Raw genomic sequence first — 14,030 nt, 5'->3', positions numbered from 1 at the left:
CGCGGGACCGGCCGCTGCCGGCTTCAGCATCATGCCGGCACGGCAGTTGGTCGAGGCGCCGGCACCCCGGCCGCGCTCAGCAGCCGGTAGAGTCCAAGCAGCCCCAGCAGCACGGCGGCATTACGGACGAACTGACGCACCAGGACCTCCATGGTGAAGGCGCCGGCGCCCCCGTCCATGCCCAGAGTGCCGAGCAGGATCACCAGCTTGAAGGCCACAAAGGCGGCGAGATAGCCGACGGCCAGTCGCAGGCCCCAGGAACCGGACGACCGTGCCGAGGCGGCATGCGCCGCAAGCGCCCCGGCGATGGCGCCAACCCCCATGATGCCGCCCCACCCCAGGCTGTTCGCGGTGGTAGGATAGTCCAGCCAGCAGAAGCCGACGAGCTGGCTGGCGGCCCAGGCGGCAAGGGCAAGGGACACGCCGTCCCTCGCCCGCATGTGCACTGCCGCGAGCGCAGCAAGTGCCGGAAACGGCGTGGCGCATTTGAAGACCAGGGTCGTCGCGACGCTCGCCAGCGTCAGCAGCATGATCCACAGCGCCGATGCGCGTCGCGAAGAACCCTGTTCCGTCATGCCCCCTGCTCCTTAGAAGCGCCCGCGCAGGCCAGCATAGATGCTGCGGCCAAGCGTGCCATAGCGATAGGAAGTGGCGTACTCCTCATCGAACAGGTTCTCGACGCGCGCGAACAGCCGCACGCTCTCGCTGACCGGCAACTCACCCCGCAGGTCGACCAAGGTATAGTCGTCGAGCCGGGTCGTGTTGCTGGCGTTGTCATAGCTCTTGCCGGCCCAGCGGAGCGCCGCACCCAGCGATGCGCCGCTCGGCAGGCTGTAGGTGGCCGAGGCATTGGCGGTGTAGCGCGGGCGACGGGCCAGCCAGTTGCCATAGCTGCTGCCGCTCGAACGGTTCTCGGCCTCGGTCCAGGTGAAGTTGCCATCGAGCGCGACGCGGGTGCCGAGCCGGGCGGCGGCGCTTGCCTCCACACCACGGGCAAAGGCACGCGCGATGTTGTCGTAGTAGCCCCAGCGCGCGGTATCCGTGCCCGGCATCACGCACAGCGGATCCGCTTCCGCGCCGCAGCTCACATAGTCGATCTGATTGCGAGTCCGACGCTCGAAATATGTCGCAGCAACCGTGACCGCGCGGTCCAGCAGCCGCTGCTCGACGCCTGCTTCCCAGCTGCGCGCGCGCTCCGGGTTCAGCGCCTGATTCCCGTATTCCGAATAGAGCTGGTACAGCGTCGGCGCCTTGAACCCTTCCGAATAGCTCGCGCGCACCACCATGTTCCAGGGCAGCGCCCAAGCCGCGCCGCCGGCGAACAGGGTCTTGCTGCCATAGCGGCTGTGATCGTCTTGACGGATGCCCCCGGTCAGCGTCAGGCCGTCGACGATCGTGCCGTTGACCTGGCCATAGATGCCGGTGAGTTCCGCCTTGCCGCGCGCAGGCTCCGGGATCGGATCCGCCAGCGCGCCTGACGGCGAGACAGAGCGGAAGCGCGACCGCTCGTTCTCGATCCCGAACACGGCGTTCCATTCGTCCGTGATCGCCAGGCTGCCCTGATACTCCAGGCGCTTGTTGCGGCCCGCCGCATCAAAGGTCTGCGGGCGCTCGCGCTCCGGATCATAGTTGTCGCGGTTGGTGTCAGTGTAGCCGAAGCCGAAGCGGTTGCGCAGGCGTCCGTCGAGCAGGTCGACGTTCAGCCCGGCATAGCCCACGAACTCGCGGTTGCGCGAATATTCCAGGCTGTCGCCGGCAAAGCCGTCGATGGCGACGCGGCCGTCGGCATAATAGCCGCGAACTTCCGCGCTGACGCCGGTCGCCAGGTCGAGCACCGCACGCCCCTGTGCGCTGTGATTGCGATAGCCGTCCCGCTCTCCACCGCCGAACTCGGGCGTCACCGCAGAGATACCATCGGTGGTCAGAGTCTGGCCGCCCACGCGCCATGCCAGCGGGCCGGTGCGCCCGCCCACTGCTGCACGCGCGCTCACCGTGTCGCGCGATCCGCCCTCGACGTCGAAGCTGCCCTCCAGCTCCGCCTGCGGCAACGGCGTGACGACGTTGACGACGCCGCCGATCGCCTGGCTGCCCCACAGGATCGATTGCACGCCGCGCAGCACCTCGATGCGCGAGGCGTCGCCGACCAGCAGGTTGGCGAAGTTGTAGCCGCCGCCCGTCGACGACGGGTCGTTGAGCTTGACGCCGTCGATCACCACCACGGTCTGGTCCGCCTCTGCGCCGCGGATGCGGACCGAGGTCGTAGTGCCATAGCCGCCGTTGCTCGACAGCGAGACGCCGGGCGTCCGCGCCAGCAGGCTGGCGACGCTCAGGTCCTGCGCGCGGTCGATCGCCGCCTTGTCCAGCACGGTCACCGAGGCCGCAACGCGGTCGGCATCGACCGGCGACCGCGTGGCGGTGACGATGACGCTATCGGAACCGGCGTCGGTCGCAGGATCGGGCACGGGCGCTTCCTGCGCAACGGCGGGAAGCGACAGCAGCAGCGGCAACGGTGCGAGAATACGAATCATGAAACCCCCCTCAACATGCAACGCCTCCAGGCTCGCGAGGGGGGAGGACGCACGCCCTCGCCCCCGCAAGCATGCAGGCTGGCGATGTCGTCGCTCGGGTTACCCCGTCCGTTCGGCGCACCCTGGCCGATCAGAGGACGACTGCGTCAGGCAGGTCTCCTGGCTCGCGGGTCATCGCGGGTCGCGCCGCCTTCTCAGGGAAGCCCCCAATGGCATGTGGCACGCTCGCTCGCCGCGTACAGTTGCAGGGGCAGCCGGGGTTTACCCGTTCCCTTTTCATCCCCGTTTCCGGGGAACCTGTCGCAAGCTGCCCCGGTAGCTGTGGACCCAGGCACGGTCAATCGCGTTCGCGCAACCGTTTGTCCGGCACGGATCAGAATTCGATGCCGGCCTGTGCCTTCACGCCATCGCGGAACGGATGCTTCACCTGCACCATCTCGGTGACCAGATCGGCCATGTCGATCAGCGGCTGGGGCGCGTTGCGGCCGGTGATGACCAAATGCTTCATCGGATCGCGCGCCGCAGCGGCGGCAAGCACCTCCTCCACCGGCAGATAATCATAGCGCAGGACGATGTTGAGTTCGTCGGCGATCACCATGTCCACCTCGGGATCGTCGAGCATGCGCCTGACCGCCTCCCAGGCGGCGCGGGTCACTTCGATGTCGCGCGCCCGGTCCTGCGTGTCCCAGGTGAAGCCCTCCCCCATCGGGCGAAACTCGATATGGTCGGAAAGCGCGTCGAACACCGCCTTCTCGCCCGTGTCCATTGCGCCTTTCACGAACTGGATGACGCCAACCTTCATGCCGTGACCAATCGCGCGTACGGCCATGCCGAAGGCGGCGGTGGACTTGCCCTTGCCGGCGCCGGTGTGGACGATCAGCAACCCCTTCTCGATCGTCTTGGTCGCCATCATCGCCTGACGCGCGAGCTGAACCTTGCGCATCCTGGCATTGTGCCGCGCGTCCCGATCCTGTTCCAAGTCCTGCTCCTGCCGAAGGTTCGTGCAGGCAGTCGACGCGGAACCGGCAGCGGTCAAGACAGGTGGCGCTTCTCCAGCTTCCTCGCGAGCGTGCGCCGATGCATGCCCAGGCGCCGCGCCGCCTCCGACACGTTGAAGTCGCTGGCGGCCAGCGTCTGGTGGATGTGCTCCCACTCCACGGTCTTGATGGAGGTGGGGGTGGCCGAGACCCCGACCTGCGCATCGCCGTCGGACCGGTCAAACGCCGCCTCGATTTCATCGGTGTGCGACGGCTTGGTCAGATAGTTCGTGGCGCCGAGCTTGATCGCCTCGACCGCGGTGGCGATGCTGGCAAAGCCGGTCAGCACGACGATCCGCATCTCCGGATCGGCGGCATGAAGCTGTTCGACGCAGGCGAGTCCCGAAGCGCCGCCCAGGCGCAGGTCGACCACCGCAAACGCGGGCGCAAAGGACGCCACGAGCGCGTCGAGCCCCTCCAGCTCGGCCACCATCTCCACGCGATAGCCGCGCCTCTCGAACGAGCGCGCAAGCGTGCGGGCGAAGACGGCGTCGTCCTCCACAATCAGCAGCCTGCGTTCCGTCACTCGCTTTCCTCCAGCGCCAGCGATGCGATCGGCAGCGACAAGGTCACCTCCGCACCGCCGCTGACGCGATTATGCGCCTCCAGCGCGCCGCCCAACGTGCGCAGCACGTTGGTCGCCAGGAACAGCCCCAGCCCGCCGGTCTCCTTGCTGCTTCGATACGGCTGGCCCACCGTGGCGAGCAGATCCTCCCGAAAGCCGCGACCGTTGTCCCGCACGGCCAGCACCAATATGGGGCCGTCCATCACCGCTGCCAGGGTGATCGTGCCCGCACCCGCTTCCACCGCATTGTCGAACAAGTTGGTCAGTGCCTGGGCAAGCGCGCGATCCGCCACGATCGGGCGGTCGGACGATAGCCGGTTCTCGAACGTCAGCGGCACGGGTCCGCTCGCGCTCCAGTCGGCGACGACGCCCTGCAGGAACCGGCGGATGCTGGTGCGTACCGGGGCCTCGCCGGTCACCTCGCCGGCGGCGAACAGCACGCCGCTCAGGATCTTCTTGCAGCGAGCGATCTCGTTGCGCATCTCGTCGACCTCGGCGGCGAGGCGCGGGCTGCCGCCGATCGCCGGTTCCTGGCGCCAGTCGCCCAGCGCTACCGACAGCGAGGCGAGCGGCGTGCCGAGCTCATGCGCGGCGCCGCTCGCCAGCAGCCCCATCCGCACGATGTGGTCCTCTTCCGCTGCGCGCTGCCGGATCGCCGCCAGATGCGCGTCGCGGGCGCGCACGTTGCGGGCCATGCGGGTCACGAACGCGACCAGCAGGATCGATGCCAGCGTGAAGTTGAACCAGCTGGCCATCAGGAAGGCCGGGGAAAGCTCGCTCGCCAGCGCCCGCGGCAGCGGCAGGGGGCGGTGCGTCACCCCCAGCACGGCGAAGGCGACGCTGGTGATCGCCACCAGCGCCCAGCTTCCCCATGTCGGCAGCAAGACCGCGCCGATCACCACCTGCAGCAGATACAGAGTGGCAAAGGGATTGGTCGATCCCCCCGCCAGGTAGAGCTGCGTCGTCAGGGCGGCGACGTCCACCAGCATCGCAGCAAACATCTGCGGGTTGCTGGTCAGCCGCCCGCGAAACAGCGTGAAGAGGTTGAGCGCGACGAGCACTCCGAGCGTCGCCAGCATGGGTTGCAGCGGCAGGCGGATGCCCAGGCCGAAATGCACCGCAAGGATCGCCGCCAGCTGTCCCGCCACCGCGATCCAGCGCAACTGCACCAACAGCCGCTGGTTACGGCTTCCCGCATCCGCGCCGGAGCGAAAGGCGATGCTACGCGTCATCAGGCCCCTGCCGCGGCTCCTTACCCCAGCGCCGGGCGACTGCCACCATCACAAGAAGCCCGGCCGCAAGCCCGAACCAGGTGAAGGCGTAGCTCAGGTGATTGTTCCGGAACGTCACCACCGTCAGCCCTCCGCGCGGCCAGCCACTGCGCGGCTCGCTCGCATCGATCAGATAGGGTGCGACATTCGTCAGCCCGCGCTTGGCGGCGATTGCCGCCACGTCGCGCGAATACCAGCGGTCGGCGCGCGCGTCATTGCTGCGCAGGAAGCCACCGTTGGGCTCACTGAGGCGGAGCAGGCCTGTGACCGTGACCTCGCCCTGCGGCGGCGACACCTTGCCACGCAGCGCCGGGGGCACGAACCCGCGATTGACCAGCAGCGTGAACGTGCCCGTGTCGAGGGGGGTGAGCACCCAGTAACCGGCGCCCATCGCGGTGCTTGCCTGGACAAAGGTGTCGGAGGCGGGGCGGTACCGCCCCTGCGCGACAACGCGCGTATAGACGTCGTCGGCGTCAATGCCCGGCCAGGCCCTGGGCCCGGGGGCCGCGACAGGTGGAGCCTGCAGTCGCTGCTCCACCTGTGCGATCAACGCCAGCTTCCAGCTACGGCGTTCGACTTGCCAGATCCCCAGCGCCACCAGCGCCAGGAAGACCAGGCCGATCAGCGTGCCCAGCGCGAGCCGGGCGATCCGCTGCTTCACATCGCTTCCATGGCCTCGGCAGCCATCTCGGGCATCATGTTCAGGTTCATGTGGTACATGACCCACAGCGAGCCGGCGACCACGATGACGACGATGATGATCGTGAAGATCAGCGCCATCAGCGTCCAGCCGCTCTCCGACTTCGAGCTCATGTGCAGGAAGTAGATCATGTGGACGACGATCTGCACCATCGCCATCGCCGTCACGATACCCGCGGTGACCCGCGGATCCGAGAAGGCGTCGGTCATGACGAGCGCGAAGGGAATCGCCGTCAGCACGACCGAGAGAAGGAAGCCGATCACATAGTCGCGACGCGAGCCATGTGCTTCGCCGCTGGCGTGATGGGCGACGGGTTCCGCGCTCATCGCAGCACTCCCAACAGATAGACAAAGGTGAAGACGCCGATCCAGACAACGTCCAGGAAGTGCCAGAACAGCGACAGGCACTGGAGGCGACGCTGGTTGGCGGGGATCAGGCCGCCGCGGCTCACCTGCACCATCAGCACCACCAGCCAGAGGATGCCGAAGGTAACGTGCAGCCCGTGCGTGCCGACCAGGGTAAAGAAGCCCGACAGGAACGCGCTGGTCCACGGACCCGCACCCTCATGGATCAGGTGCGAGAATTCGTAGAGCTCGATGCCGAGGAACGCGAGGCCGAACAGGCCAGTTGCGGCCAGCCAGCCGAGCGTCGCGCCCTTGTTCTGCTCGCCCGCCGAGATCATCGCGAAGCCATAGGTGATCGACGACAGCAGCAGCATCGCAGTGTTCACCGCGACCAGCTTCAGGTCGAACAACTCGTGCGGTCCGGGACCGCCTGCCAGGCTGCCGCTGTACACCCCATAGCAGGCGAACAGCATCGCGAAGATGAGGCAGTCGCTCATCAGGTACATCCAGAAGCCCAGCATGGTGCTGGACCCGGCGTCGTGATGATGCTCATCGAGCTCGTAAAACATCGGCGCCTCTGCGCCGGGCGGAATGGTGGCCTCAGCCATGGTTATGCTGCTCCTGCCGCAGCGAGCTGACGGCCATAGGCCTCCTCGGTCGCGGTTACTTCGGCTGCCGGGATGTAGAAGTCCCGGTCATAGTTGAAGCTGTGAATGATCGTCGAGGCGATCACACCCAGCAGCCCGAGGGCTGCGAGCCACCACATGTACCAGATCAGGCCGAAGGCGCAGATCGCCGAGAAGGCGGCGATGATGATGCCCGCACCCGTGTTCTTGGGCATGTGGATGTCGCGATAGCCACCGGTCGGACGAGCGGCCTGGCGGTTCTTCATGTCGTACCAGGCGTCCAGGTCGTGGACCACGGGCGTGAACGCGAAGTTGTAGGCCGGCGGCGGCGACGAGGTCGCCCACTCCAGCGTACGGCCGCCCCAGGGATCGCCCGTCAGGTCGCGCAGCTGGTCACGACGCCAGATGCTCACCCCGAACTGGATCAGCATGGCGGCGATACCACATGCGATCAGCGCCGCGCCGATACCGGCGATGATGAACCAGATCTGGAGCGACGGGTCCTCGAACACGCGCAGGCGACGGGTGACGCCCATCAGGCCCAGGATGTAGACCGGCGCGAACGCGACCCAGAAGCCGATCACCCAGCACCAGAAGCTTACCGTCCCCCAGAACTTGTCGAGGCGGAAGCCCATGGCCTTGGGCCACCAGTAGTTCACGCCCGCGAACAGGCCGAACAGCACGCCGCCGATGATCACGTTGTGGAAGTGCGCCACCAGGAACAGCGAGTTGTGGAGCACGAAGTCTGCCGGCGGCACCGCCAGCAGCACGCCCGTCATGCCGCCGATCACGAAGGTCAGCATGAACGCGACCGTCCACATCATCGGCAGTTCGAAGCGCACGCGCCCCTTGTACATGGTGAACAGCCAGTTGAAGATCTTCGCACCCGTCGGGATCGAGATGATCATCGTCGTGATGCCGAAGAAGGAGTTCACGCTCGCGCCCGAGCCCATCGTGAAGAAGTGATGGAGCCAGACGAGGTACGACAGGATGGTGATGACCAGGGTCGCGTAGACCATCGAGGTGTAGCCGAACAGGCGCTTGCTCGAGAAGGTGGAGGTCACCTCCGAGAAGATGCCGAACGCCGGCAGGATCAGGATGTACACCTCCGGGTGACCCCAGATCCAGATCATGTTCACGTACATCATCGGGTTTCCACCCAGCGTGTTCGTGAAGAAGTTGGTTCCGGCATAGCGGTCGAGCGACAGCAGCGCGAGCACTGCGGTCAGGACCGGGAAGGCTGCGACGATCAGGATGTTGGTGGCAAGCGACGTCCAGACGAACACCGGCATCTTCATCATGTTCATGCCCGGCGCGCGCATCTTGACGATGGTCGCGATCAGGTTGACGCCGGATAACAAAGTCCCGACGCCCGCCACCTGCAAGGCCCAGATGTAATAGTCCACGCCGACATCGGGCGAATAGTCGAGCCCCGACAGCGGCGCCATCGCCAACCAGCCCGTGCGCGCGAACTCACCCACGAACAGGCTCGTCATCACAAGCGCCGCACCAAACGCCGTCATCCAGAAGCTGAAGTTGTTCAGGAACGGGAAGGACACGTCGCGTGCGCCGATCTGCAGCGGCACCACCAGGTTCATGAGGCCCGTGACGAACGGCATCGCCACAAAGAAGATCATGATGACGCCATGGGCGGTGAAGACCTGGTCGAAGTGGTGCGCGGGCAGATAGCCCTCACTGCCGTTGAACGCGATCGCCTGCTGCATGCGCATCATGGCCGCGTCGGCAAACCCGCGCAGGAACATGATGAGCGCCAGGATGATGTACATGATCCCGATGCGCTTGTGGTCGACCGTGGTGAACCACTCTTTCCAGAGATAGCCCCAGAGCTTGAAATAGGTGAGCGCCGCCACGACCGCGAGCCCGCCCAGCGCGACACCTGCGAAGGTGACCAGCAGGATCGGCTCGTGGATCGGAAAGCTTTCGAGCGTCAGCCGCCCGAAGATGGTCTTGAGTATGCTGTCTGACATGGTTCGGCCTTTATGCGCGGTCGGCCGCGCTCGCGCCCGGCAGGCGGGGGCGAAGGAGCTGGGTCATATTGCGATTGGCGTTGGATCCGGGATCCTGGGTGCCCTTGGCGGGGCCGGCAGGCTTCGACTGGTGTTCGCCACCAGTCTTCTCCTCATTGCCCTTGAACAGCGCGCCTTCCGGCTCGCCGGGCGCCGCACCGCGGTTGTTCACGCCAGGCTGGCCTTCGTGCCCCGTGCCATGCCCCATCCCGTGGCCCATGGTGTTACCGCCACACGGGCGCTTGGGATCCGGGCACATCTGCACCACGCGGTCGAACAGGCCCTTCTCGATCCCGCCGAAGCGGATCACCGGCACCTTCTCCGACGGCTTCTCGAGCTTCAGATAGGTGGCCGCATCGAGCGCGCCCTTGGCAGTCTTGGTCTCCGAAACCCAGCGCGCGAAGCCGGCATCGTCCACCGCGTGGGTGGTGAAGCGCATGTGGCTGAAGCCCGCGCCGCTGTAGTTGGACGACATGCCCTGGAACTGGCCCGGACGGTTCAACACCGCGTGCAGCTTCGTCTCCATGCCGGGCATCGTGTAGATCATGCCGGCCATCGCAGGCACGTAAAAGGCGTTCATCACGCTCGACGAGGTGAGCCTGAACTGCACCTGGCGCCCGACCGGGACCACCAGTTCGTTGACCGTGGCGACGCCCTGCTCGGGATAGATGAAGAGCCACTTCCAGTCGAGCGACACGACGTCGACCTCCAGCGGCCGATCACTGGCCTTCACCACCTGAGTCGGCGAAAGGCGCCCGAGCGGGCGATAGGGATCCAGAAGATGGGTCGAGGTCCACGTCAGTGCGCCTAGCGCAATGATGATCAGCAGCGGCGCCGACCAGATCACCAGCTCGAGCATGATCGAGTGGTCCCAGTCGGGCTTGTACTCGGCATCCTTGTTGCTGGCGCGGTAGCGCCAGGCGAACAGGACGATGAGCACCATCACCGGAACGATGATCAGCAGCATCAGCCCGGTCGACCAGAGAACCAGGTCGCCTTGCTGACGCGCCACGTCGCCAGAGGGGTTGAACACCACCAGGTCGCATCCTCCGAGAAGAGCGACGAGCGGCAGACTCATGCCGCATCGCGCGGCAACAGAAGGCAATAGGCGGGACATCACCGGCGCGCCTACCCCTCCCTTCGCACATGCGGAATAGGACAATTTGTCCTATCCCCGTCCGGCGCCCCGAAGCCTATCGGGACCGGGAACGTTCGGAGAGTTGAATACGTAATGGCTCAGGCCCATGCCTCGTCCGCGCCAGTAGAGCGCGATGCCCGTGTCGTGAATTCCCGCGGCCATGATGACGTGCACCCCGGAGAGATCGCCGTCGGCGTGATCATCGGCCGCACGTCGGAATTCTTCGACTTTTTCGTCTACGCGATCGCGTCCGTGCTCGTGTTTCCGCGATTCGTCTTTCCCTATATGGACGCGGTGTCGGCGACCCTCGCCTCCTTCGCGCTGTTCGCGCTGGGGTTTGTGGCGCGACCGATCGGCAGCCAGATCTTCATGGCGATCGACCGGCGCCACGGCCGCGGCGTCAAGCTGACGATCGCGCTCTTCCTGCTCGGTACCTCCACGGTGTCGGTCGCCTTCCTGCCCAGCTATGCGCAGGTCGGGGCGGCCTCCGCCGTGCTGCTGGCGATCTTCCGCATCGGCCAGGGCATTGCGCTTGGCGGCAGCTGGGACGGTCTCGCCTCGCTGCTGGCGCTCAACGCGCCGGAAAAGCGTCGCGGCTGGTACGCCATGGTGCCGCAGCTCGGCGCCCCGATCGGCCTGATCGTGGCGAGCGCGCTGTTCGCCTTCTTTCTGGGCACACTTGGCACCCAGGACTTCCTGAGCTGGGGCTGGCGCTACCCGTTCTTTGTGGCATTCGCGCTCAACGTCGTCGCGCTGTTTGCGCGCCTGCGCATGGTGTCCACGCCGGAATATGCCGAGCTGTTCAAGTCGCGCGAACTGACCGCGTCGCCGGTTCCGGCCACGCTGAAGAGCCAGTGGCGCAACATCATCATCGGCGCATTCGCGCCGCTCGCAAGCTTTGCGCTGTTCCACATGGTAACGGTGTTTCCGCTGTCCTGGGTGCACGTGTTCACCCAGCAGAGCGTCACCCGCTTCCTGATGATCGAGATGATCGGCGCGCTCTTTTTCGTGCTCGCGATCGTCTGCTCGGGCTTGCTCGCGGACCGCATTGGTCGGCGCTCGGTGCTCGGCTGGACCGCCGGTGCGATCGCGATCTTCGCCTGCGGCGCCCCCATGGTGCTGGACGTCGGCGAAGGTGGCGAGACCGCGTTCATGATCGTCGGCTTCATCCTCCTGGGCCTTTCGTTCGGCCAGTCGTCGGGTGCGGTCACCAGCAACTTCCCGAAGCGCGCGCGCTACACGGGTGCGGCGCTGACCTCGGACCTCGCCTGGTTGTTCGGTGCGGGCTTTGCGCCGTTCGCCGCGCTGTGGCTTGCCGAGACCTTCGGGCTGATCGCGGCAGGCGGCTATCTGCTGTCGGGCGCGATCGGGACGCTGGTGGCACTGGGCCTGAACCGCAATCTGGCGCGCCGCCTCGACTGAGGCAGCGTTCCACCGAGCCTACGAAAAAGGCGGCGAGGACCTGGTCCCCGCCGCCTTTTTCTTTGCCCTGCTGCCGTGGGCTCAGGAGAAGCCAACCACCGCGTGCGGCACATAGGGCGACTCCAGCCGCGCGATCTCCTCCTCGCTCAACACCAGGTCCAGGGCGGCGACCGCGTCGTCCAGGTGCCCCGGCTTGGACGCGCCGATGATCGGCGCGCTGACCATCGGCTTTGCCAGCACCCAGGCGAGCGCCACCTGCGCAGGCGCTACCCCGCGCCCCGCCGCAACCTCTGCGACCGCCTCGATCACTCGCCTGTCGGCATCGGCCGAATGCTCGTAGAGTGTCTTGCCGAATGCATCGCTTTGCGTCCGTTCGGTTTCCGCATTCCAAGGGCGGGTCAGGCGGCCGCGGGCAAGCGGGCTCCACGGGATCATCCCGACACCTTCCGCCTCGCACAGCGGCAGCATCTCGCGCTCTTCCTCGCGATAGAGGAGGTTCACATAGTTCTGCATCGTCGCGAACCGCGTCCAGCCATTTGCCTCCGCGACGTGGAGCATCGTCGCGAACTGCCAGGCGTACATGGACGATGCACCGATGTAGCGCGCCTTGCCCGCTTTCACGACGTCGTGCAGCGCCTCGATCGTCTCCTCGATCGGAACATCCGGGTCGAAGCGGTGGATCTGGTAGAGGTCCACATAGTCGGTGCCCAGCCGCCGCAACGAGTTGTCGATTTCCTGCAGGATCGCCTTGCGGCTGAGTCCGGCGCCGTTTGGCCCTTCATGCATTCGGCCGTTCACCTTGGTCGCAATCACGACCTCGTCGCGGCGCGTGAACTCCTTGAGCGCACGCCCGACGATCTCCTCGGAGGTGCCGTCCGAATAGATGTTGGCCGTGTCGAAGAAGTTGATCCCGGCCTCGACCGCCTGCCGGAGCAGCGGCCGGCTGCGTTCCTCGTCAAGTGTCCAGGGATGGGTTCCGCGGTCGGGGACGCCGTAGGTCATGCATCCCAGGCAGAGCCGCGACACATCCAGACCCGTGCTGCCAAGCTTGCGATATTCCATGCCGATCTCCTTCGGACATGGAAACGGCCGGCGCGGCACCGCGATCCGTGGAGTCGATCACCCCTCGGCGGCGAGCCGATCCGCGTCGAGGATCCGGACCTTCTTGCGCCCGGCGGCGACGATGCCGGCGCGCTCCCACCGGCTCACCAGGCGGCTGACGCTATGCAGCGTGGTGGCGGTCAGCTCTGCCAGATCCTGCCGGGAAAGTGCCACCTGAGCCGCCCCCTCGTTCTCGGCGAGCCGCAGCAACGCCCTCGCCACACGCTGCGCGACCGGAAGCGTGGACACTTCATGGAGGCGCTGGAGCATTTCCTCGTTCCGCTCGGCAATCATGTGCACGAAGTTGCTGGCGAGCGCCGGATGTTCGGCGATCAGCGGACGCATCCGCTCCGAAGGCCAGCTCAGGGCGCGCACTTCGGTGAGCGCCGTCACCGTGGCCGGATAGGCGATCTGGCGCAGCGCCGAGACACAGCCCGGCATCGTGCCCGGCCCGAGCAGGTGCACCGTCATCGCCGTGCCGTTCGTCGACGTCCGCCATACCCGCACGCGGCCTTCTGTCAGCAACAGGAAGTGCTCGGCCAGGTCCTCCTCATACATCAGCACCTGCCCGTTCCGATAGGCGCGAACCCCGGCGGTTCGGAGCAACAGCGTGCTCAACTCGTCCGGGATCGCCTCGAACAAGCGGCAGTTGCGCAGCGACCTTGGCACGATGATTGGATCTTTCCGGGTGTAACATCGCGCACCCGCTGCAAGCAGCCGCAACCCTTTCGCGGCTTTCCCGAAGGTCAGCTGTCTAGGTCGGGTCGTACAGATCTTCTTTGACGCGCATCAAATCCGCTTGTTTGACCGCCATCAAATCCCGCGCGTCCCGCCCGTGCCATTTGCAACGCTGCGATCCCAGGCGTCACATCTGCGCCGGGACTTTGGGCGCAGGGAGGAAGTCGCGCATGCCGATCGGAGTTGTCGCCGGTACCTACGGCCTGTTGATCCTGGTGACGTTGGTCGCGGGGTACTTCGCGTTCCTGCACGCCAACACGCTGGCGCGCGAGTCCGAGACGCCGGGCAATGATGTCGTCGCCGGGCGGAGCCGCCCGGTGGGACGTCGCGGTCGGGCGCGACGATCCATCTTGGCGGTGATCGTCTTCCACCTTGGATGGATCGGACTGATGATCCTGATCGGGCTGCATGCAAGCGGCACGCTTTCCACGCTCGTGCAGTCGCAGGACGTCACCGTGCAGCGGCCCTGACTGCCGACACCGGCGCCGTCGAGACGGGCGCCGACCAAGTTGATGAGAATCAATGATGCCGGG

14 protein-coding genes and 1 riboswitch are annotated in these 14,030 nt (G+C 66.2%); of the genes, 2 read left to right on the top strand and 12 right to left on the bottom strand.

Annotation, left to right across the window (positions count from 1 at the left end):
* Positions 1–29: 29 nt before the first annotated feature.
* The 10 genes from LK533_RS04275 to cyoA all read right to left on the bottom strand — a co-directional run bounded on the left by LK533_RS04275 (position 30) and on the right by cyoA (position 10,176).
* Positions 30–575: a hypothetical protein gene (locus LK533_RS04275; RefSeq protein ID WP_229361517.1), complete on the bottom strand. Its 546-nt coding sequence runs from the start codon at positions 573–575 to the stop codon at positions 30–32.
* 12 nt (positions 576–587) lie between these two features.
* Positions 588–2,528, bottom strand: coding sequence for a TonB-dependent receptor plug domain-containing protein (locus LK533_RS04270; protein ID WP_229361516.1), 1,941 nt, complete (start codon positions 2,526–2,528; stop codon positions 588–590).
* A 131-nt stretch (positions 2,529–2,659) separates the two neighbouring features.
* Positions 2,660–2,844: riboswitch (cobalamin riboswitch) on the bottom strand.
* Positions 2,845–2,901: 57 nt separating this feature from the next.
* Positions 2,902–3,507 carry a cob(I)yrinic acid a,c-diamide adenosyltransferase gene (cobO, locus tag LK533_RS04265; RefSeq protein ID WP_229361515.1) on the bottom strand — a complete coding sequence of 202 codons (606 nt, stop codon included), beginning with the start codon at positions 3,505–3,507 and terminating at the stop codon, positions 2,902–2,904.
* A 53-nt stretch (positions 3,508–3,560) separates the two neighbouring features.
* Entirely contained in the window at positions 3,561–4,091 is a 531-nt protein-coding gene (locus LK533_RS04260; protein WP_229361514.1) for a response regulator transcription factor, read from the bottom strand.
* Positions 4,088–5,362: an ATP-binding protein gene (locus LK533_RS04255; RefSeq protein ID WP_229361513.1), complete on the bottom strand. Its 1,275-nt coding sequence runs from the start codon at positions 5,360–5,362 to the stop codon at positions 4,088–4,090. Before LK533_RS04255 ends, LK533_RS04260 begins: the two co-directional genes overlap by 4 nt.
* A complete protein-coding gene (locus tag LK533_RS04250; protein ID WP_229361512.1) occupies positions 5,352–6,062 on the bottom strand; it encodes an SURF1 family protein in 711 nt (236 codons plus the stop codon). The genes LK533_RS04255 and LK533_RS04250 overlap by 11 nt, the downstream gene beginning before the upstream one ends.
* Entirely contained in the window at positions 6,059–6,427 is a 369-nt protein-coding gene (gene cyoD / locus LK533_RS04245) for a cytochrome o ubiquinol oxidase subunit IV (protein ID WP_229361511.1), read from the bottom strand. The genes LK533_RS04250 and cyoD overlap by 4 nt, the downstream gene beginning before the upstream one ends.
* Entirely contained in the window at positions 6,424–7,053 is a 630-nt protein-coding gene (gene cyoC, locus LK533_RS04240) for a cytochrome o ubiquinol oxidase subunit III (RefSeq protein ID WP_229361510.1), read from the bottom strand. Before cyoC ends, cyoD begins: the two co-directional genes overlap by 4 nt.
* Before the next feature lie 2 nt (positions 7,054–7,055).
* Entirely contained in the window at positions 7,056–9,059 is a 2,004-nt protein-coding gene (gene cyoB / locus LK533_RS04235; RefSeq protein ID WP_229361509.1) for a cytochrome o ubiquinol oxidase subunit I, read from the bottom strand.
* Positions 9,060–9,069: 10 nt separating this feature from the next.
* The gene (gene cyoA / locus LK533_RS04230) at positions 9,070–10,176 is read right to left on the bottom strand and encodes a ubiquinol oxidase subunit II (RefSeq protein WP_229361508.1); all 1,107 of its coding nucleotides are present in this window, start codon (positions 10,174–10,176) and stop codon (positions 9,070–9,072) included.
* A 153-nt stretch (positions 10,177–10,329) separates the two neighbouring features.
* On the opposite strand from cyoA, the gene LK533_RS04225 reads away from it, so the two are divergent.
* On the top strand, positions 10,330–11,658 hold the full coding sequence (locus tag LK533_RS04225; RefSeq protein WP_229361507.1) for an MFS transporter: 1,329 nt from the start codon (positions 10,330–10,332) through the stop codon (positions 11,656–11,658).
* Positions 11,659–11,739: 81 nt separating this feature from the next.
* Here the strand turns inward: LK533_RS04225 and LK533_RS04220 are convergent, their stop codons facing one another.
* Both LK533_RS04220 and LK533_RS04215 read right to left on the bottom strand, forming a co-directional pair.
* Positions 11,740–12,720: an aldo/keto reductase gene (locus LK533_RS04220; RefSeq protein WP_229361506.1), complete on the bottom strand. Its 981-nt coding sequence runs from the start codon at positions 12,718–12,720 to the stop codon at positions 11,740–11,742.
* Between the two features lie 57 nt (positions 12,721–12,777).
* Positions 12,778–13,428, bottom strand: a complete 651-nt coding sequence (locus LK533_RS04215) for a Crp/Fnr family transcriptional regulator (protein WP_229361505.1) — start codon at positions 13,426–13,428, stop codon at positions 12,778–12,780.
* A 239-nt stretch (positions 13,429–13,667) separates the two neighbouring features.
* Between LK533_RS04215 and LK533_RS04210 the strand changes: the two genes are divergently transcribed.
* Positions 13,668–13,967 carry a hypothetical protein gene (locus tag LK533_RS04210; protein ID WP_229361504.1) on the top strand — a complete coding sequence of 100 codons (300 nt, stop codon included), beginning with the start codon at positions 13,668–13,670 and terminating at the stop codon, positions 13,965–13,967.
* The last annotated feature ends 63 nt before the right edge of the window (positions 13,968–14,030 follow it).

Origin of the sequence: Sphingomonas sp. PL-96 (assembly GCF_020707215.1) — a bacterium.
Lineage (GTDB): Bacteria > Pseudomonadota > Alphaproteobacteria > Sphingomonadales > Sphingomonadaceae > Sphingomonas.
The sequence above is the reverse complement of the archived record's forward strand: the minus strand, read 5'-3'. Positions and strand labels throughout refer to the sequence as shown.

What these genes read in the sequence shown, in the direction of transcription:
- LK533_RS04275 (WP_229361517.1), bottom strand. Translation starts at nt 575, where the DNA reads ATGACGGAACAGGGTTCTTCGCGACGCGCATCGGCGCTGTGGATCATG.
- LK533_RS04270 (WP_229361516.1), bottom strand. Translation starts at nt 2,528, where the DNA reads ATGATTCGTATTCTCGCACCGTTGCCGCTGCTGCTGTCGCTTCCCGCC.
- LK533_RS04255 (WP_229361513.1), bottom strand. Translation starts at nt 5,362, where the DNA reads ATGACGCGTAGCATCGCCTTTCGCTCCGGCGCGGATGCGGGAAGCCGT.
- cyoD (WP_229361511.1), bottom strand. Translation starts at nt 6,427, where the DNA reads ATGAGCGCGGAACCCGTCGCCCATCACGCCAGCGGCGAAGCACATGGC.
- cyoC (WP_229361510.1), bottom strand. Translation starts at nt 7,053, where the DNA reads ATGGCTGAGGCCACCATTCCGCCCGGCGCAGAGGCGCCGATGTTTTAC.
- cyoB (WP_229361509.1), bottom strand. Translation starts at nt 9,059, where the DNA reads ATGTCAGACAGCATACTCAAGACCATCTTCGGGCGGCTGACGCTCGAA.
- cyoA (WP_229361508.1), bottom strand. Translation starts at nt 10,176, where the DNA reads ATGAGTCTGCCGCTCGTCGCTCTTCTCGGAGGATGCGACCTGGTGGTG.
- LK533_RS04225 (WP_229361507.1), top strand. Translation starts at nt 10,330, where the DNA reads ATGGCTCAGGCCCATGCCTCGTCCGCGCCAGTAGAGCGCGATGCCCGT.
- LK533_RS04220 (WP_229361506.1), bottom strand. Translation starts at nt 12,720, where the DNA reads ATGGAATATCGCAAGCTTGGCAGCACGGGTCTGGATGTGTCGCGGCTC.
- LK533_RS04210 (WP_229361504.1), top strand. Translation starts at nt 13,668, where the DNA reads ATGCCGATCGGAGTTGTCGCCGGTACCTACGGCCTGTTGATCCTGGTG.